The sequence below is a fragment of the Luteolibacter sp. Y139 genome (genome assembly GCF_038066715.1).
In the GTDB taxonomy this organism is placed as follows: Bacteria; Verrucomicrobiota; Verrucomicrobiia; order Verrucomicrobiales; family Akkermansiaceae; genus Haloferula; species Haloferula soli.
The window spans coordinates 166,663-185,324 of the sequence record NZ_JBBUKT010000002.1; the positions used below are offsets into that span (position 1 = coordinate 166,663).

The 18,662-nt window shown below is 62.2% G+C and carries 20 protein-coding genes; 2 read left to right on the forward strand and 18 right to left on the reverse strand.

From position 1 onward, the window contains the following. Positions 1-17: 17 nt before the first annotated feature. The 4 genes from WKV53_RS05705 to WKV53_RS05720 form a co-directional block, all read right to left on the reverse strand. On the reverse strand, positions 18-950 hold the full coding sequence (locus WKV53_RS05705) for a hypothetical protein (RefSeq protein ID WP_341403394.1): 933 nt from the start codon (positions 948-950) through the stop codon (positions 18-20). Further along, complete coding sequence (locus WKV53_RS05710) at positions 919-1,284, reverse strand: hypothetical protein (RefSeq protein WP_341403395.1); 366 nt, start codon at positions 1,282-1,284, stop codon at positions 919-921. The genes WKV53_RS05705 and WKV53_RS05710 overlap by 32 nt, the downstream gene beginning before the upstream one ends. Next, positions 1,281-2,222, reverse strand: coding sequence for an FkbM family methyltransferase (locus WKV53_RS05715; protein WP_341403396.1), 942 nt, complete (start codon positions 2,220-2,222; stop codon positions 1,281-1,283). The genes WKV53_RS05710 and WKV53_RS05715 overlap by 4 nt, the downstream gene beginning before the upstream one ends. A gap of 144 nt (positions 2,223-2,366) precedes the next feature. After that, positions 2,367-2,756: a hypothetical protein gene (locus WKV53_RS05720; RefSeq protein ID WP_341403397.1), complete on the reverse strand. Its 390-nt coding sequence runs from the start codon at positions 2,754-2,756 to the stop codon at positions 2,367-2,369. A 180-nt stretch (positions 2,757-2,936) separates the two neighbouring features. Here WKV53_RS05720 and WKV53_RS05725 point away from each other — a divergent pair, with 180 nt between their 5' ends. Further along, a complete protein-coding gene (locus tag WKV53_RS05725) occupies positions 2,937-3,446 on the forward strand; it encodes a hypothetical protein (RefSeq protein ID WP_341403398.1) in 510 nt (169 codons plus the stop codon). On the opposite strand, the gene WKV53_RS05730 is transcribed toward WKV53_RS05725, so the two are convergent. The 13 genes from WKV53_RS05730 to WKV53_RS05790 all read right to left on the reverse strand — a co-directional run bounded on the left by WKV53_RS05730 (position 3,447) and on the right by WKV53_RS05790 (position 12,674). Further along, positions 3,447-4,952 (reverse strand): nucleoside hydrolase, encoded by a 1,506-nt coding sequence (locus WKV53_RS05730; protein WP_341403399.1) that lies wholly within the window; start codon positions 4,950-4,952, stop codon positions 3,447-3,449. Positions 4,953-5,053: 101 nt separating this feature from the next. After that, positions 5,054-5,476 (reverse strand): GFA family protein, encoded by a 423-nt coding sequence (locus tag WKV53_RS05735; RefSeq protein WP_341403400.1) that lies wholly within the window; start codon positions 5,474-5,476, stop codon positions 5,054-5,056. Between the two features lie 156 nt (positions 5,477-5,632). Beyond that, a complete protein-coding gene (locus WKV53_RS05740) occupies positions 5,633-5,986 on the reverse strand; it encodes a hypothetical protein (RefSeq protein ID WP_341403401.1) in 354 nt (117 codons plus the stop codon). Positions 5,987-6,065: 79 nt separating this feature from the next. Beyond that, complete coding sequence (locus tag WKV53_RS05745; RefSeq protein WP_341403402.1) at positions 6,066-6,338, reverse strand: hypothetical protein; 273 nt, start codon at positions 6,336-6,338, stop codon at positions 6,066-6,068. Between the two features lie 85 nt (positions 6,339-6,423). After that, entirely contained in the window at positions 6,424-7,119 is a 696-nt protein-coding gene (locus WKV53_RS05750; protein WP_341403403.1) for a hypothetical protein, read from the reverse strand. Between the two features lie 233 nt (positions 7,120-7,352). Continuing rightward, on the reverse strand, positions 7,353-7,739 hold the full coding sequence (locus tag WKV53_RS05755; RefSeq protein ID WP_341403404.1) for a VOC family protein: 387 nt from the start codon (positions 7,737-7,739) through the stop codon (positions 7,353-7,355). A gap of 22 nt (positions 7,740-7,761) precedes the next feature. Beyond that, positions 7,762-8,163: a cytidine deaminase family protein gene (locus WKV53_RS05760; protein ID WP_341403405.1), complete on the reverse strand. Its 402-nt coding sequence runs from the start codon at positions 8,161-8,163 to the stop codon at positions 7,762-7,764. 126 nt (positions 8,164-8,289) lie between these two features. Continuing rightward, the gene (locus WKV53_RS05765; protein WP_341403406.1) at positions 8,290-9,303 is read right to left on the reverse strand and encodes a hypothetical protein; all 1,014 of its coding nucleotides are present in this window, start codon (positions 9,301-9,303) and stop codon (positions 8,290-8,292) included. Position 9,304: 1 nt separating this feature from the next. Next, positions 9,305-10,249: a carbohydrate kinase family protein gene (locus WKV53_RS05770; protein ID WP_341403407.1), complete on the reverse strand. Its 945-nt coding sequence runs from the start codon at positions 10,247-10,249 to the stop codon at positions 9,305-9,307. Positions 10,250-10,276: 27 nt separating this feature from the next. Continuing rightward, positions 10,277-10,957 carry a hypothetical protein gene (locus WKV53_RS05775; protein ID WP_341403408.1) on the reverse strand — a complete coding sequence of 227 codons (681 nt, stop codon included), beginning with the start codon at positions 10,955-10,957 and terminating at the stop codon, positions 10,277-10,279. A 48-nt stretch (positions 10,958-11,005) separates the two neighbouring features. Continuing rightward, on the reverse strand, positions 11,006-11,473 hold the full coding sequence (gene aac(6'), locus WKV53_RS05780; protein WP_341403409.1) for an aminoglycoside 6'-N-acetyltransferase: 468 nt from the start codon (positions 11,471-11,473) through the stop codon (positions 11,006-11,008). Between the two features lie 35 nt (positions 11,474-11,508). Beyond that, positions 11,509-11,943 (reverse strand): hypothetical protein, encoded by a 435-nt coding sequence (locus WKV53_RS05785; protein ID WP_341403410.1) that lies wholly within the window; start codon positions 11,941-11,943, stop codon positions 11,509-11,511. Further along, positions 11,940-12,674 carry a phosphodiester glycosidase family protein gene (locus WKV53_RS05790; RefSeq protein ID WP_341403411.1) on the reverse strand — a complete coding sequence of 245 codons (735 nt, stop codon included), beginning with the start codon at positions 12,672-12,674 and terminating at the stop codon, positions 11,940-11,942. Before WKV53_RS05790 ends, WKV53_RS05785 begins: the two co-directional genes overlap by 4 nt. 162 nt (positions 12,675-12,836) lie before the next feature. Between WKV53_RS05790 and WKV53_RS05795 the strand changes: the two genes are divergently transcribed. Next, positions 12,837-17,030 carry a PVC-type heme-binding CxxCH protein gene (locus tag WKV53_RS05795; protein ID WP_341403412.1) on the forward strand — a complete coding sequence of 1,398 codons (4,194 nt, stop codon included), beginning with the start codon at positions 12,837-12,839 and terminating at the stop codon, positions 17,028-17,030. Positions 17,031-17,188: 158 nt separating this feature from the next. Here the strand turns inward: WKV53_RS05795 and WKV53_RS05800 are convergent, their stop codons facing one another. Further along, complete coding sequence (locus tag WKV53_RS05800) at positions 17,189-18,661, reverse strand: bifunctional 2-methylcitrate dehydratase/aconitate hydratase (protein ID WP_341403413.1); 1,473 nt, start codon at positions 18,659-18,661, stop codon at positions 17,189-17,191. Position 18,662 lies beyond the last annotated feature (1 nt).

The window sequence follows — 18,662 nt, forward strand, 5'->3', positions numbered from 1 at the left end:
TCCTTAAGGGCATGAGATCACGACAGCGTGAGCACTCCTGCTTTCTGGAGTTCGTCGAGGGCCAGTGGCATCAGGCGTTGTGAGAGGTGGGTGCCATCGTGGAAGAGCTTGATGTCCGCCTTCACTGCGGGTTCGTGGTATTTGCCGGCCAGAGCGATCATGGGGATGCCTGCCGCTTCGCAGTGCTCGCGCAGGCGGGCGGTGTAGGAGTAGGTGATGTCTCGCCGCAGTTCCCATGAGCCGATGAAGGGGAAGGTGGGACTGGAGAGGTTCTCGTCCTTCGGGATGATCTGGGGCGGGCCCCAGACGATGGGCTTGAAGCCGCGGGCGGCGATTGCTTGCGGGAGCTTCACGAACTTGGCGGCGGTATTTTCCACGACGTCGTCGATCTTGCCGCCGGCGATCACGGCCTTGGCCATGTGGATGCGGCAGTCGATCTCGCCGAAGGAGAGGAGCACCTTGCTGCCGGGCTTCACGTCCTTCTTGAGGAGGATCTCGATCTTCTCGCGGGAGCGTGTGGAGGAGCCAGGGTCGCCGGCTTTCCATGCGGTGGCTGGGCCGACGTGAAAGACGCGGAAGCAGGGCAACAGGTCCATGCCGCGATTGATCCAATGCGGCTTCCACAAGGCACTGCGGCGGTAGCGGATGAAGCGCAGGCGCTCCGCGCCAGCGAAGAACATGGTATTGCTATCGCCGATGCAGGTCAGTGGTTCCGGTGCCGTCTTCAGTTCACGGCCGAGATGCTTTTCTAACAATGCCTGCCGCCGCGCGTCGAAGGGCGTGGCCTTGGTGCGAGGCTTGCGGGTCAGGAGGGCATCGAGGTCATCTGCCAGCGAAACGACTTCCGCCAGGGTGTCAGCGGGTAACTCGGGAATCATGCCAGGACGGTGGTGGAAACGATCTGCCTGCGGGATTCCATCAAGCGTCTTGGTCGGGGATTCGAACTGCATGTCCCACGGGTGTTTCGGCACCGGCTTCCAAGGTTCCCCAGACTCCGGTGGGAGCATCCGGCAGATGAACAAAGATCTGCTCTCCGGTGGGAGCGGTGGCGACGAACGAGAGGGCGGTTCCGTCGTTGCTTACCGCGAGGTGATGCTCGCCGGCTTGCTTGTGGCTTTCGAGGATGGCGAAGGCCGGATCGTCGAAGCCATCGGTCTCCATGGGAAGGGCCATGAAGACGCACTCGGTTTCCCAAGAGCCCTCAATCGACGAGTATTCATCGGGCAGGTCTGCGGGGAGGAGAAAGCCGAGATGCTCTCCGTCCTGATTCAGTAGAGGGATCATGCGGCGCTCGGGCTGGATTCAATGACCGTCCACTGCGGGGCGAGCCAGTTTTCCGGCGATTGCTTGCCGACGAGGACAAGGTCCACGTGGACGCGGTTCGGGTCGCCGTGGAGCTTCGGGATGTCGGCGAAGCCTTCGACGCGTTTCAGTGTCTTCGTCCTGATGTTCGCGACGCGGTAGGTGTGGAAGCGCTGCTGCAGCCAGCCGAGATATTCCATCGGCGACTGGCCGGCCCAGGTGATGTATTGGGCATCGAACTCGATGAAGCCGACGGAGCGATTCACCGAGGCAAGTGTTTCCACGAATCCGCGGAGTGCCTTGCTCTCATAGCCCTCGATGTCCATCTTGAAGAGCAGCGTCTTGCCGCGTGCGACATCGAGCGGGACCACCGAGTCGATGGTCTTGGCGGCGAGCTTGAATTCGAGCGATTCCGGCCGGTCATTCATTTCGCGAACGGCGGAGGAGCTGCCGCTCCAGTCCGGATTCACGTAGAAGGGGATGTCCTCGGCGGGTGCGTCGGAGACGAGGCAATTCGTGATGGTCATGCGCTCGCCGGCGGGGTGGTCGGCGCGGCTTTTCTCAAGATGCGGGATGAGCCGGGGATTTGCCTCGAAACCGTAGAGCGTGGCGTTCGTCTCGTAGTCGGTGCCGAACATGCACTCGCCGTAGTTCAGGCCGACGTCCACGATGAGGTCGGGATGGAGGTGGGTCGTGAAGTCGCGCCAGAAGATGAGATTGTCGGAGACTTTTCCCCGCAGTGGCTCCTCGATGACCTTCTTGCGGGCGCAAGGGTCGCCCGGATCGATATAGATCCAGTGGTCGCTGCCATGCAGCTTCGCGCGCTCCGGGCGGAGCGTCCCGTAGCGGAGCAGGGTGAGGGGCTTGAGGTAGGCGCGTTTGACGGCTTTCTCCAAACGCTTGTAGGGGCTGACTTTCATGAAGCGGCGCGGCCGGGAGCATGAGTGGCTGCGTGGTGGGGGGCAAGCTCCGGGAAAGGCTCGCGAAAGGGAATCTCTGGTGATTGATTGTCAGTGGGTTTTGGGGCTCTCCAAGGCGGGGCGGGGCCGATGTGGCGTCTTGGCTCACGCTTCGCTGTGATAGGCCATCTTTCCGAGCTCTTGCAGGAATGCCGTGGAATCCTCGCCTGCCACCAAGACTCGGCCGCGGAGCGTGGCCTGGAGGTGGTAGCGCTGGATTTCGAAATTCACCTGAATGTCTCCCCGTGACTGTCGGGTGAGCGCGAGGAAGCATCCTTCGGTCAGGTTAATCCGCGTTTCATTGCGGTGGAGCGTCTTGAATTCGAGGAAGCTGCGTTTTGCTTCGTCGGACTGGTCGAAATGGGCCGTGCCATTGGAGCCGGTGAAAATGGAATCGCCGGAGCCGCAATGCGCGGAGATTGAGAAGCCCGAGTAGGGATCATTGTCGTCCCTGCGCTCAATCATGAGATAGCTTTCGTCGTCGCCGATTTTCATTTTCGGTGGGATGAGGATGTCCTTTAGCGGGGTATTGGCGATGATTAGCGGTGGCTTGGCGATTCGTTCGTTGCGCGACGTTAAGGGGTTGCTAATATCCAAGTGATGTTAGCAAACCGAGGTGCCGCTCCAAGCGCCCTTGGTTACGGAAGCGGCTTAGCGGTCCGTTGCTACGGTTTGATGGCTCTTTGCCTTGGTGGCTTCCAGCCCTTGGGTGCGGCACCTCAGATGACTGTTACGACAGGTATCGTAGATGCGGTGAAGAAGGCGTTGAATGAGCCCAAGCAAGTCTCGCCGCGAAAAGACGGTGAAGAGTGTCACTCAGCAAAGCCGAGCGTTGAGAAATTCTTGGCCGAGAGTTCCGGAGACATCGCCAAAGAACTGGAAGAGGCGAAGAAGGTTCTGGCGGAGCATGAGATCCGGCTGGCCTATACCATCGAAAAGGAAGGTGAGGCTCCCCAGCTTGATGAGGGTGCGCGTCCTCAGTTGGTGGTGAAGCTGTACAAGGGCTCAGAGAAGTACACGATGTATTTCCGGCTTACTGCCGGTTCCGATGTGCGGGTCTTCGCGCACCCGCCGATCCTGCCTTACCGGGAGCTGATCTATCACATCAGGGGCGACAAGTACGACAAGCAGGCCGTGGGGGCGTGTCTGGGCGAGGCGGTGGCCTATATCCTCGAACAGGGGTAGCTACTTGGTCGGCTCGTTCCCGTCGCTTGGCTCGGCTTTTTCGGGCTCGTCCGTTTTGGCAATGATGAGGCGGGTCAAGGAACTGAAGATTCCGAGTTCCTTGGCTGTGGGGTAAGCTTCCGAGAATGTGTCCGGTTCGTAGAAGTCCGCTTTGAGCTCCTTCTGCTCCGTTTTGATCGTGAGATATTGGTGGTCTCCATCTGCGATCTCCATCGTCATGGCGCTTTCCTTCTTTGCCTTCTCGAAGTCCTCTTTCAGGGACTCCGGGGTGATTGACCAAGCGTTGTTTTCGTCGACCAGGCGAATCACTTCGGGAAAGAGTCCTTCGATCTTTCCCTGGAGCTTGCGGACCGCCTTATGATCCTTGTCGGTATAGGTTTCGTAGCTGTAGGTGCCGTCCGGATAAATGTAGATGTCCGAGTCCACGCCCCACTGGCCATCCAAGTAGAGATGGATGTTTGAAGTGGATTCAGCCGGCTTGGTGATGTCCTGCGTTTCTTGGGACGAGGTTACCTTGGCGTAGAAGTCCTCGAACATGAGCCGGGTATCGATGTTCGTGTAGACGCGGATGTTCCGGCCGTCGGAGCGGTCGGCGTATTGGCCCTTGTCATCGATGCGGGGGGCGGGGCCTTCGATGAACTTGCTGGAGGATGGGTCGATTTCCCAAGACGATTGCAGGGCGGTGAGGAGGACGAGGGGGCTGTCACCCAAGACGTAGGCTTCTCCGAGGGATCCCTTGGCGCGCTTCATGAGGTCTTCGAGGCGTTCTAACAGGAAGCGGGGCAGAGGGGCGTTTTCCGGCTGCATGCGGTGCTTGAGCTCGGCATGGGAGACGAGGGCTTGACGGTAGGTATTGCGCGGGATTTGCCAGAGCGGGAGGTCGGATTGATTGAAGACGACCTGTGCGGCGATGCGGTCGATGCTGAGGTTATACTCGACGCGCGAGGCTCCGGGCGGTGGCGGGGTGCCGGGGTATTCGGGGCCGCCGATCCAGATGAGGCGAAGCTTGGTGGCGATCTTCGGTTCGGTGAGCCAGGCGCTGGCGGTATCGGTGAGGCCGGCGCCGCAGACGAGATAGAGGGGTTCCTTCGTATCCTCGCGCAGGGCTTCCTGGACGATGAACTTCACCGCGTCGTTCGGAACGGGGGTGTTCGCATCGGCAAGTGATTCATTGGCGCCTTTGAAAACCGGGACCTTGCCGGTGAGGTTCATGGCGGCGAGGAGCTGGTCTGCCATCTCCACGGCATGATCGGCGGTGCCGGGGTAGCCGTAGAATCCGCCGGCGTGATGGTGCGAGCCGATGATGCCGAGGACCTCGATGGAGGGAGAGAGGAGGTGATGCGCGAGTTGGAACAGGCCGTCCGGGTCGCCGCCGAAGTCGTTGTCGATGATGACGCGTGCGCGCTTTGCGATGGGGGCATCGCCAGTGGCTTGGGCTTGTGTGGACGGCGTGGCGAAAAGGCTCAGCGCGAGTGCAAGCGGGGCGAAGGAGAAGAAGCAGCGCATAAAAGGAGAGGTGAGCTTCGCCAGCTTGGGGTGAGCCGGGGACGTACCTCAAGTTCTCCGTTCGGGGGAGCTGCAGGCGAACGCGCTTATGTTGAAGGAGATCAGCCCGTTGGATACTTTTCGAATTTCGGCACTGCGGGGTCCATCTGATCCCATGGATGAGCGTCGCAGGTCCAGACATCGAGCTGCTGGGTGAACCAGCTGGGGTCGTCGAGGCTTGCCGTGCGGATCGCGGTGAATTGGAGCGCGGCGTCGGGTTTGACGACAACGGGTGATCCGCAATCGGGGCAGAAGCCACGGCGGGTCATACCGCCGGCCTCGCTGGGCGAGGCGTGGAAGCGAGGGGTGCCTTGCGAGAGCTTGAACGCCTCCGTGGGCACGAGCACGAACGATGAGAAGGGTCCGCCGCTGGAGCGCTGGCAATCGCGGCAGTGACAGTGGAGCATTACCACCGGTTCGGCGGTGGCTTCATAGCGGATCGCGCCGCAAGCGCATCCACCGGAGAAAGGAGCTTTGGTAGCCATGGGAATCGAGGTGTTGAGGATGGAGCGGAGTTTTGTTTCGTTCCATGGAGCTACGAACCGGCAGGCGGCTTCGGGACATCTGCGGACGAACCACCGGAAAAAATTTCCGGATGGTTGGCGCAGGCGCGGAGTCGGGGAATTTACGCCTGCGTTTCCTCAATACGGGTAGCAACGCGGCCCGTAGTAGCCGGGACCGTAGCGATAGGGCCCCGGGGCGTAGTAATAGTCGTGGTGATGGTGGCTGCCGATCGCGTAGCCAAGCAATCCCACGGCTGCCGCGCCCGCGACGACGAGGGCTGGGTCAACGCCGTAGCGGCCGGGAGGAGGAGCGGGCTGCTGTGGGGCGGAGTCGCTATAGGGGACATTGTAGCCCTTGGCATCCGGCGCGTAGCCGGAGGCGGACGTATTGTAAGCCGAGCCCGGCGGGTAGGCAGGATAGCAACCCACGCTGAGGGCGGTGACGCCCGCCAAGACTGCCTGCGCGGCGAGTTTCCGGAGAGGTGCTTTCATGCTCCTACCTCATCACGCGCGGCGGCAAATTCAATGATGAATCTGCATGGGCGGGTTTGCCTGGGGACGTCCCGTGATTTCAGGGCCAGCTGTCGTCGCGCTTGGCCGGGGCAGGCTCCTTTGGCGTGCGATCAGTGAGAGGAGCCGGGAGATCGCTAGCGGCGTAATTCAACAGGAACACGACAAAGCGCGCGGTGAAAACGATGCCGGCGACGAGGAGGGAGCCCTTGCCAAGCCATTCACGGGCTTCACCACGGATCGGAATGAGCTGAATGCCCGCGATCAGCATCAGGGCGCCGAAGATCAGCCAGAGGAGATCGCGATTCGGAGATGGGGCAGGGACGGGGTTCATGAAGCGCGATCCTGAGAGGGAACACGAAGTCCGGCCAGTCGAATGATATCATGGAATTCCATCCGGATTCCGGCGATGAGATCCCTTAGCGGCGGCGGCGAAGCAATCCGATGGATGCGGCGAAGCCGAGGATGGCGGGAATGGAAGCTTCCGGGACAGCGGCTGCGGAAGCGATGGAAACATCGTCGTATAGAACCGTGGGGAATGGGTAGCCGCCGGTGGTGGCCGCGAAGAAGAGGGCGATGGTACTAGAACCGTCGTAGGTGAAATTGACGCTGTAGGTGCCGGCCACGGAGTAGGTGGTGGACGACAGGAGGCTGGAGGTGGCGCTGCCCAGAGCCTGGAGATTTCCGGTCTGGCTATTCAGGATGAGCGCATTTCCGCTACTGTGGGCCATGTCGTAACCGGAGCCGGTCCAGACACCGACGGTGGCAGTATCGTTCGCGTCCCCGCTGTAGCCGAGGACATCGAAGGTGAGGGTGTAGGTGCCGGCGGAGGGAAAGAGTGCCGGGTCCAGCAGCACTGCCGCGCTGCGGAAGCCGCTGTCGCTGCTGACCTGAAGGCTGCCGGAGGTGAGAGACACGGTGGAGCCGGAGCGGACCCACTCGCCATAGGCAAGCTGGGAGCCGTAGTAGCCGCCCAGATAGGAGTTCGGCTTATCCGCAAGCGTGATGCTTGAGAAGTCCTGTGAGTAGACAATGGCTGCCGAGAGAGGCGAGGCCATGATGCATGCGAGCAAAGCGGAGCCAAGGAAGGCCCCCGCAAGGGAGACAGCTTTCATTCAGGGGTAGGGGTGGGGTGAGAACAGCAACAACAGCGCCCGGGGTGGTTGGCCTGGGAGGCCGGCGCGGCAGGAGAATAATCTAGGAGTTCCGGAATATCAATTTCCGACGCGCACCGAACCCCTTACGACTTCGCGTAGGATCCCCCAAGATTTGGCGTGCAGAGTGCCTTCCCCCTTCTCTTGGTTCTTCAAGATGTCTCGCCTTATCGTGGCGGATCTTGCGAACGAAATCAGGCGCGCTTTTCTTCCATGAGGCCGATCAAGTTGCCATCGGGGTCGCGCACGAAAGAGGCCCAGATCTCCTTGTCTGGCAGGCGCGCGCCAAGCTGCGGGTTACGCTCGTTTTGTGCTCCGCGAGCAAGAATCGCGGCATGGGTAGCGGCGATGTCGACGGCATTGAAGTAGATGATCGAATTGCCTCCGACGGTTCCCGCGCCCTGTGGTGTGCTCAGCATCACGCGGATCTTGCCGGCCATCAGGAACGCGAGGGTGGGCGATGGGCTGAAGAGAAATTCTAGGCCGAGGACATCGCGATAGAAGGGCAACGCCGTGGAGACATCGCTCACGGTGATGACGATCTGTTCGATTTCGGAGAGCTTCAGTGAAGGCGTCTTCATGGGAGGATGAGAGTGGGTTGGCCTAGATGAGCGGAGTGAGCTGGAGCCAGTGATGAGGGAGGAGGTCCACGAGCCTCACCGCACGGTCATCGCCGAGGATGACCATCGCATTGGCATTGCGTGGATCAATCTGGGCGAGGAATTCCCGGCACCGTCCGCAGGGGGTGAGAATGCGATCCTCCGCAACGGCGACGATGGATTCGATCTGGGTTTCACCTGCCTTGATCATCTCCGCGGCAGCAGCGTGCTCGGCGCAGAATCCGAGACCGCAGCTCAAGTGAATGCATACCCCCGTGTAAATGGCACCGGTGGAGGAGCGAATCGCCGAGGCGACGGACGCCGCGTCGTGGTCGGAGCGGCCCAGGATGAGATTCCGCACCAAGGGTTTTGCGGCGTTGATGAGTTCTTGGTGACGTGGATTCATTGATCAGGCTCCAAGCGATGAACCTAACGAGGGTCCATGCGGGGCACAAGAACTCGTGATATTGGGGTTTTACCTGACACGGGCGTAAGGTGCCGGTGCAGGGTGGCGGGCGTGGCTTGACGCCTCCTACTGCGCGTAGCTCAGCTCGACTGCTGTTAGCTTCAGGTCATCTTGCACGCTGCGTTTTGCAGGGATGCCGAGCTTCCCTAGAGCTGCATGATAAGACTTCACCGCCTCGACGGGCGAGAGATCGCCATCGGTGATCCGGCGGAGGTGGCGGACGAACTCGACGGGATGCTCGGCGTCCTTGATCTTGCGACCGAAGAGGGCGACGCGGGCGCCGTGCCTCTGGCCTTCGGCGATGAGCTTGAAGGCATCGTGCGTAGTGCCCGAGCTCCCTCCGAGGATGCCGACGATGAGGTTCTCGGGATCGTAGGCAGCGAGGTCTTCGATCGCGCCGGGGGAGAGGAAGGGGATTTTGAGGAAGACCGGGCCGTGGCCGATGGGAACGCCGGCGAGCGTGCGGCAGATCTGGTCATTGAGGAAATGCGGGAGGTCTGCGGGAGCGACGCGACTTTCGAGATTGGGGGCGAAGACTTCAAGGAAGTAGCGGAAGCCGAGACGCTGGGCTTCGAGGCGGAAGGCCTTGAAGGCGGTGATGCTTTCGCGGTCGGCTTCGAGGTCGTTGTTAAAGGTGATCGAGTAGAGGCCGAGGCTGATGTCGGGCTGGCCTTTGGCAGGCGAGGTCATGGCGAGCACTTCGGCAAGGTCGCAGGAGGCGAAGGGGCGTGAGGCTGACTCGCGGTAGCGCATGCCGCGGCCGCACCAGATGTCGGTGGTGTCATTGGCGCGGATCGCGGGGGTGACTTCGGTGCCATCGAAAACGCGCTCGCGGTGGGCGAGGAGGCTCATTTGCGAGACGGATCCTAACAGAATGTCGATGACGCCATCGGCGACGATTTCGCGGATTGATTGACGGAACTCCGGCATGCTGTGCCATGCCTTCTCCTGCGGTGGCCATGGAGTGCCCGGAGCGGGGATGCCCCAGGCCATGTCGGCGTCCTTGGCATCGGCGAGGATGAAGGCATGCGGGTCGCCGCGGCGGATGGCGGCGAGCTTTTCTAACAGGCGGGCTTTCATATCACGCGGAGAAGAGGGCGGCTTGGAGGGCGGCGGAAAAGCGATGGCGATCGGAGCGGGCGATGTCGAGATCCGGGATGCCGCGGCGGCCGCCCAGCGCGGTGGCGACGCGGGAGGCGACCCATGCACCGAACTCGAGGCGCAGGGGCAGGGGCCAGCCGCGCAGCAGGCCGACGCCGTAGCCGCCGTGGAAGGCGTCGCCGCAGCCATTGGTGTCGACGACTTCGACGGGGAAGCATGGCTGGTGGAGGATGCCTTCCGCGGTGAGGGCCCAGGAGCCGCGCTCGCCGTCCGTGACAATCATTTGGCCGCTGCCGAGATCGGCCAGGGCGGCGAGGCAATCGGCGGGTGATTCTTTTCCGGTGGCGGCGCGGGCGGTGTGAAGCGGCAGCAGGACATCGGTGGCGAGCGAGATGCACTCGTGGAGGAAGGCGGTGTCGCCGTGTTCGAGATCGATGATGCTGCGGCAATCGCTGCCGTGGGTGGCGCGGAGCATACCGAGCGCGGCGGGGGCGTCGTAGCCATCGACGAAGATGAGGCGTGCCTTCCGGATGGCATCGGCGGGGATGTCCTCGGGGTGAAGCCAGCCGTAATTACGGAGGTTATAGTAGACGGTGCGCTCGCCAGTGGTGCGGTCGATCTGGACCAGGGACATCGCCACTCGTTCGCCCGGTGCATGGATGATGAAGTCAGGGCGGATGCCGGCGGCGGCGAATTGGGAGCGGGAAAGCAGGCTGACGGGATCGTCGCCGAGCCGGGCGATGAAGGCGGTGGCATGGCCGAAGGCGGCGGTGATGCAGGCAGCTGTCGATGCGGGGCCTCCGCCCTGGACATCGAGCTCGTCGGTCTCGTATTTCCCGCCGACGACAACGCCGTCCGGCGGACGGGCGAGGAAGTCGACGGTATTGATGCCGGCGGCGATGACTTCGATGGAGGATTCCGGCATGGGTTTGTGGCGGTTGCTTGTGCCTGGTCAGTACCGCTCTTCGGGTTTCAGCAAAATCTTCCCGATCTCAAGGATCTTCTCGCCGGTGTTCTTGTAGACGAGGAAATCCCGAATCTTGTCGGCTCCCGACTTCGCCAAAGCATTCGGGGTCCAGATGTCGATCATCCGGTAGCCGTCCTTGTCGTGGATTTCGAAAATCCATCGGGATCCATCCAATCCACCTTGGGCCACGGCCATCTCAATGTCATTCAATGGCTTCCAAAATTCCTTTTGCAATAACGCGGCTTGAACGGCCTTTGCGGTTTCGGCGCCGAGTTTCCACGTCCTGTCGTCCACGATCTTCACGGGGCGATACTCCCTATCCATCTTCATCCGCACGGCTCTGACGGTGAATATTCCACCACGGTCGACAAAACGGACCGCGATGGGATCGTGGAAGCTACGCAGATAGGTGAAGCGGAAGACGCGCTCCACACCTTTCTCCAAGTCGGCTTTGACGGAAGGTTCGGCCATCGCGGACAGATACCTCGTGTAGTAGGATGCCTCGCCTTTCGGGAAATACTCCTTTCCCGAGGGATCGGGAAAGACCTTGAGGGTCTCGTCTTCCTGCGCGGGCTGTCCCTGTGAATCGTCTTTCACAGCGGGGGCGTCTTCACCATGAAGATGGGTGGTGATGAGCGAGAGAATGGCCAAGGTGACGAGTTTCATGTGGCTCTCTCAATCTGAGCGGATTCGTGAACGGGGCGGAAGCTGGAATTAGCTGCGTATCGATCGTTCGGGAAGAGGTTTTACGAAATGAACCGTTCGTCCGACCTCGGCAAATCCGAGTTTCGCGTGGAGGTTAATGCCTTCGAGATTTTCGAGCTCTGCGTCGCTGGCGAGTTCATTGAAGCCGCGGGCGACGGCCCATTGTTCAACGAAGTCCAGCAAGCCGCGGCCGATGCCGTGGCGGCGATACTCGGGGGAGACGAACCATCCTTCGAGGTAGGGAACGGGGGATGAGCGGGTGCCTTCGACGTGATCGTGGCGGAGGGAAACTTCGGCGAAGCCTGCGAGGGTTCCATTGATGTCGGCGACGGCGACGATGCCTTCGGACTTGAGGAGTTGTTCGATCTCAAGGCGATGGCGGTCGATGGGGCAATGAGGCCACAGATCGTAGCGCAGACTGAGCCATTGCGGACGGTCGGTTTCCCGGGCGATGCGATAGGTCGGGTGTTGGCTCATGGATAGGCAGCTCCGAAAGCTGTTCTCCCAGATCTTCATGTGGTGGGTTCGGTGGTCCATCCGAATCTGCCGCGGCCGCGGTGGGACCATTCCACCCGGACAGGAATCCAGCGCTGCGACTGGTCCTTTTGAAGATACACGCGCTCAATCGATGAGTCGGTGCTGTCGTCCTCGCAATGGGGATCATAGACTCGCACGCGGATCGTATCGGCGGCCACTTTCTTCGAGCTCACCTGAATCCTTGTCGGCACCGACTCTTGATAGTCGGTCCGGAAGAACACATAGCGCGTGGCCAGCACCTCCGGGCTTTGTTCTCCCTTTGCTTGGAGCGAGAGGAGATGGGACGCGGCATCCCTGTTGATCAGCCTATCCGCATAGTGGAATGGGATGGTGAGCTTCGCGTAGGTAAAGGCTGCAGCTCCCGCGACAGTGACAACGATGGCGAGGGTGACGATGGTGCGTGGTTTCATGGCTTCTCGTCCTTGTCCTTCACCACAGCGATGAAGGAGCCGAAGGGGCCGCTTTCTTTCGTGAGCGCTTCGCCCGAGCGCATCTGGCTGATGTCGCCGTCGAGGAAGAGCGCGTCGGAGCAGCCGAGGCTGGCGAAGAGCATGGCGAACTCGTAGAGGTTCGGGTATTTCGGCGAATGGATGTCGGTCATGGCGAGGACGACGGTGCCGTCCTTCGTGACGCCGATGCCATTGCGGTGAAGGCGGTTCGTCGAGGTGGCGCGGAATTTTGGGTGAACCTTGCCGTTTCGCAGGAGAAGCGGGCCGGATTGAACGGCGTGGCTCACTTTCACCCCGGGGAGTGGATATTCGGTGCTGTCGATGACGGCGGCGCCTTTGTCGCCGATGAGGAAGATGCCGTTGGGCTTGAGGAAGAAGTTGCCTTTGCCGTCGGCTAGATTGAGGGGGTGTAGTTCGCGGGTGTTTTGGGCGAGGAGGCCGCTGGGGACTCCGTGGGGCTCGTAGATGCCGCCGTTCATGAGGGTTTCCGGTGTTTCGCCGATGCCGGTGAGGTAGGCGGTGGCTTGGGGGAAGGTCTCGATTTGGCGGCCCTGAGTGTCTTTCCAGATGACCCGGACTTGGGCGGGCTTGGCGTGGAGGATGTGATAGGTGACGCCGTCGACGACTTTCTTTTCCGGTGCGGCCAGGGCCGGGAGAGTGCAGGCGGCAAAAGCGAGGAACCGGAGGAGCATGGGTGACTTTTTCGTGACGGATTGTGGCACGGCGAGGCGGGAATGGTGAAAATGTGGTGAAAGGAGGCTCGATTTCGGGACTACCTTTTCGGAGAGGAAGTAGGCCTATGTATTTCGGTAGGTGTAAACCGTGTGGGATTTGACGTAAACCAACCCCGACCCATGAGCCGACTTCTGATCTTCCTTGGCTGCACCCTTGCCGCTTCCGCCGCGCCGCGCTTCGAGTTCAAGGAGGGCGACCGGGTGGCGTTCCTCGGGGATGGCTTCATCGAGCGGGAGCAATACGAGGGCTGGATCGAGATCGCGGCGACGACGGACTTTCCGGATCGGAATGTGACGTTTCGCAATCTCGGATGGAGCGGTGACTTGCCGAATGGAGTGTCGCGTTGCGGGCTGAGCTTGCTCCAGGCGGGGATGGAGCCGCCGGAGGAAGGCTGGCGGCAGTTGCAGAACCAGCTCAAAACTTATCAGCCGAACGTGCTGGTGACGGGCTATGGCATGGCGGCTTCGCTGCCGGGCGGGCCGACGCCGGAGCAGTTCCGGAAGGATTTCGAGCGCTTGCTGGATGAGGTGAAGGACATGCGGGTACTGGTGCTGGGTGCGCCGCCGCGTTTCGCCCGTGCCGGCGATACGGATCAGGAGGTGAAGGCCCACGATGCCTCGCTGGAGGCGATCGATGGCGTGCTGCGGGAGGTGGCGGGGAAGCGGGGGCTGACGTTTGTTTCGCTCCAGTCACTGGATAAGCAGAAAGGGCTCTCGGACGATGGCATTCACCTGAACTCGGCCGGCTATCGGGCGACGGCGCGGTTGATCGAAAAGGAACTTGGCTGGGGTGCGGGACGATGGGACCAAGGCAAGCCGGCCGACGCGCTGCGCCACGCGATCCTTCGCAAGAACGAGTGGTTCTTCCATCGCTCACGTCCGGCGAACATGGCCTACATCTTCGGCTTCCGGAAGGCGGAGCAGGGAAGGAACGCGGGTGAGATCGTGGCCTTTGACAAGCTGGTGGCCGATGAAGATGCGCGCATTGCTGAAATGCGGAAGCTTTCCAAGGTGGTGCCCGCGCCTGAGGAGCGGACGATTTCCACGGTGGCGGCCCACACGCCGCAGCCGTCTCCTCAATTCACGGTGGCCGATGGCTACGAGGTCACGCTGTGGGCGGAGAATCCGCTGCTCTTCAAGCCAACGCAGATGAACTTCGACACGAAGGGGCGGCTGTGGGTGACGAGCTCGGAAACCTATCCGCAGATCGAGGTGGGCCAGACGGCGGATGACAAGATCCTGGTGCTGGAAGACCGCGATGGCGATGGCAAGGCGGAGACGTCGACACCGTTTGCGACCGGCTTGCTGATGCCTACTGGCGTCCTACCGGGCGATGGCGGCTGCTATGTGGCGCAGAGCACGGACTTGCTGCACTTCCGCGATACCGACGGCGATGGCAAGGCGGACGAGAAGCGCCGCGTGCTGAGTGGCTTCGGCACGGAGGACACGCACCATAACCTGCACACGCTGCGCCGTGGTCCGGATGGGAAGATCTGGATGAACCAGAGCATCTACACGCGCAGCGACACCGAGACTCCGCAGGGCGTGATGCGCCTGAAGAGTGGTGGCGTGATGCGTTTCGACCCGCGCAACAATCACATCGAGCCGGTCTTCTACGGCTGGTGCAATCCATGGGGACATCAGTTCGACCGCTACGGTCAATCATTCGTGACCGATGGTGCCGGTGGTGGAGGCATCAATTGGGCGGTGCCGGGCGCGATGTATTTCACCTACGCGAATGCACCGAAGACGCTCGATAGCATCAGCCCCGGCAGCTATCCGAAATTCTGCGGGCTGGAGATCATCGAGTCGCCGCATTTCCCGGATGACTGGCAGGGCTCGATGATCACGTGCGACTTCCGCGCGCATCGCGTGGTGCGCTTCGCTGTGTCCGAACAGGGCTCGGGTTACGCAGCGCAGGAGGTGGGCGACATCCTGCGGACGGATAGCGTGAACTTCCGGCCGATCGACGTGAAGATCGGGCCGGATGGCGCGCTGTATATTGCGGACTGGTCGAACCCGATCATCAATCACGGCGAAGTGGACTTCCGCGACCCGCGGCGCGACCGCGAGCACGGGCGCATCTGGAAGGTGACGAGGAAAGGTGCCGAGCTGAAGCCGGGGCCGGACCTCACGAAGGCGAACGATGCGACCTTGCTTGCGTCGCTGACGATGAATCATCGCCACCAGCGCGAGGCTGCCCTGACGGAGTTCGTTTCGCGCCCGGCTTCGCCGGCCCGGAACGCCGTCGTCGAGAAGTGGCTGGGTTCTGCCAAGGATGGTCGTGACCACCTGGCGGCCCTGTGGCTGGGTGAGGCCTTGGGTTGGAAGAACCCGAAGTTGTATGCCGAGGTTCTGGACGATCCGGATGGCAAGGTTCGTGCGGCCGGGGTGCGGGCGCTCGGTGACCGGCTGTCGGTGATGAGTCCGGATGAGGCATTTTCGCGGCTTGTGAAAGCTGCGGGTGATGAGGCCCCGCGGGTGCGTCTGGAAGCGGTGCGGGTTCTTGCCAAGCTGGACCGGCCCGAGGCGACCGATGCCGCCTTGCAAGCGCTCAAGCTGCCGCGCGATAGGTTCGTCGACTATGCCTTGTGGCTTACGGTGCGAGATCGTGGTTCCGCATGGCTGACGGCTTTGTTAGATGGGAAGCTGCCGCTGGATGGACGCGAGGCCTCGCTGGAGTTCGCGCTGGCGAATCTGCCGGGCGGGCAGGGGATGGCTGGCATTCGCAAGCTGATGCCGAAGCCGCTTCCTCGCGATGGTTCGGGCCCTTGGGTTGGGCTCGCGGTGAAGACGGCGGATCCGGTTTTGTTAGAGGCGGTTTATGCGCAGGCGCTGTGGGCGGGCTTTGACGCCAACGTGACCGCGAAGGTTCTCTCCGATCTGGAAACGGCGGTGGCGGGACGGGGCGTGAAGCTGCCGGACAAGACCGCGGAGCTGCGGACGATGTTTGTGGCCGAGAATCCCAAGGTGGTGGCGGCGGCGCTGCAATTGGCGGGTGCGCTGCGCGTGACGGCATTGCAGGGCGATCTGGCGGCTGCGGCGGCGAAGGCAGATGCTCCCGATGCGGTGCGGATGGCGGCGCTCCATGGGCTTTCGTATTTCGCGGATTCGGCGGCGCGCGAGGCGCTGGTGGCGGTCGCGGGTTCCGGGTCGTCGTCACTGCTGAAGCGCTGTGCGGCGCTGGCGCTGGTGAAGAATCACCGGGCGGATGCGCTTGCGGCCATTCGTGCGGTGCTGCCGGAAATGACGGATGCGACCGAGGCCCGGTCGTTCTGGCAGCAAGCGCTTTCACTCAGCGGACTCTCGGCCGATCTGGCGAAGTCATTCCATGAGCAGCCGTTGGATCCAAAGACCGCTTCGCTGAACTTGCCAGCGGTGCCGGACATCGATGAGCACGCTGCGTTGTTAGAGGCGCTGCGGAAGCAAGCGGGTGCCGCGGCTGGCGGACCGGCGAAGGACTCGATCCAGAGGCTCGTTGCATTGGCGGGAGAGAAGGGCGATGCTTCCCGGGGCGAGCTGATCTATCGGCGTCCGGCGCTGGTGTGTGCCACGTGCCATGCTGTCGGCGGTGCGGGCGGGAAGGTGGGTCCGGACCTGACGTCGATCGGGGCGAGTGCGCCGTTGGATTATCTGGTCGAGTCGGTGCTGCTGCCCGGCGCGAAGGTGAAGGAGGGCTATCACGCGGTGATCTTCGAGACCCGTGATGGGCGGACGATCATGGGGCGCTTGCTCAAGAGCGGCGGTGGGCAGACGATCATTGCTGATGCGGCTGGGCAGGAGATCACCTTGGCGGATGAATCGATCGTGAAGCGGACGGACTCCGGTAGCCTGATGCCTGCGAACCTGATTGCTTCGATTTCGGAGCAGGAGCAGGCGGATCTTTTCAAGTTCCTGTCGCAGCTCGGCAGGCCTGGTGACTTCGATGCGACGAAGAGCCGGGCACCGCGGGTGTGGGCGTTGCTGCCGGTGAAGGGAGCGCTTTCGGCCGGTGCGGAGAAGGGAGATTCCTCGCTGCCGTGGATGGCGGTGAATGGGACGGTGAACGGGCGACTGGTGGCCAGCGAGGCGGCGGCGTTTCTGGGGGATGCGAAGGAGGCCTTGGCGGCCTCGCGGATCGAGCTGGCGGCGGCAGCGGAGGTTTCCATTACGCTTCCCGCGAATGCCTCGGCGGCTTGGGCCGATGGTGCTCCGGTGGCGGGTGGAAAGGCTCAGCTCGGAGCTGGAAAGCATGTCGTCGTCGTGCGCTATAAGCCGGACGGAAATGATTTCCGCTTTGAGGCTTCGGCGGGGACCTTCTTGCCGGTGTGGTGATGTGTGGAGGGAGAGCGGCGTGATTGTATCGGATCCGCGGGGAGCTAGTTCCTGTGTCGCGATGCGACACGGGGCGTGCTGTGGTTAGATCCGCGGGCTGAAGCCCGCGGCTACCGTCCTTGGTCGCTACGCGACCGGGGAACCGGGAGGCACGGTTGTTAGATAGTGAAGGCCGAGACGAAATTTGGCACCGGCATGGTTTCGAGGGCGGCGCGGTCGGTGAAGATGTTCATCAATCTCTCCGCCCGTTCTTCTCCGTAGTGGGTGGCAAAGGCGGAATGGGCCTTGGCTTGGAGGAGTGGGATTCCTTCGCTCCGTCGGCGGCGGTGGCCGACGGGGTATTCGACTTCGATCTTCGCTGTCGAGGTGCCGTCATTGAAGAAGACCTGAATGGCGTTGGCGATGGAGCGCTTGTCGGGATCGAGGTAGTCGCGGGAGTAGGCATTGTCTTCGGTGACGGTCATTTTTTCACGCAGGGCATCAATGCGTGGGTCGGTGGCGATCTTGTCCTCGTAGTGGTCGGCAGTGAGTTCGCCGAAGATCAGGCCGATGGCGGTCATGTATTGGAGGCAATGGTCGCGGTCGGCGGGATTGTGGAGCGGGCCGGTTTTGTCGATGATGCGGATCGCGGATTCGTGGGTGGTGAGTTCGATGCGTTCGATGGAGTCGAGGCGATGCTTGATGAGCGGATGAAGCTGCATGGCGCACTCGACGGCGGTCTGGGCGTGGAACTCGGCGGGGAAGGAGATCTTGAAGAGTACTTGTTCCATCACGTAGCTGCCGAGGGGTCGGGCGAGTGTCACGGGATTGCCTTTGAAGGAGACGTCTTGGAATCCCCAGGTCTTGGCGCTGAGCACGGAGGGGTAGCCCATTTCGCCGGTCATGGAAATGACTGCGAGGCGGACGGCGCGGCTGGTGGCGTCGCCGGCGGCCCAGGATTTGCGTGAGCCGGTGTTCGGAGCGTGGCGGTAGGTTCGCAGGGCGGAGCCATCGAGCCAGGCGTGGGAGATGGCGTTGATGACTTGCTCGCGGGTGCCGCCAAGCATGGCGGCGGTGACGGCGGTGGAGGCGATGCGCACTAACAGAACGTGGTCGAGGCCGACGCGGTTGAAGGAATTGTCGAGCGCGAGCACGCCTTGGATCTCGTGGGCCTTGATCATGGCGACGAGGACATCGCGCATGGTCAGGGGCTTGGCTTTCAGGGTGGAGGAGAAGGCGGCAACCGGAGTTTCGGCGGTGGCATTGCGCGAGAGCCAGTCGGCGGTGGCGAGGATGGCGCCGAGATTGTCGGAGGGGTGGCCCCATTCGGCTGCGAGCCAAGTGTCATTGAAATCGAGCCAACGGACGAGCGTGCCGATATTGAAGGCGGCTTGGACGGGATCGAGTTCGAAGGAGGTGCCGGGGACGCGGGCGCCATTGGTGATGGAAGTGCCGGGGACGACTGGGCCGAGGAGCTTGGTGCAGGCGGGGTAAGCCAAGGCCATGATCCCACAGGCGAGGGTGTCGGCTAGGCACCAGCGGGCGGTGTCGAAGGCTTCGTCGCTGGTGATGACTGCGTCCAGTGCGTAGTCGGCGAGGGTGGTGAGAAGCGGGTCCGGCGCGGGGCGGATGTTGGAAATGGCGGAGGACATG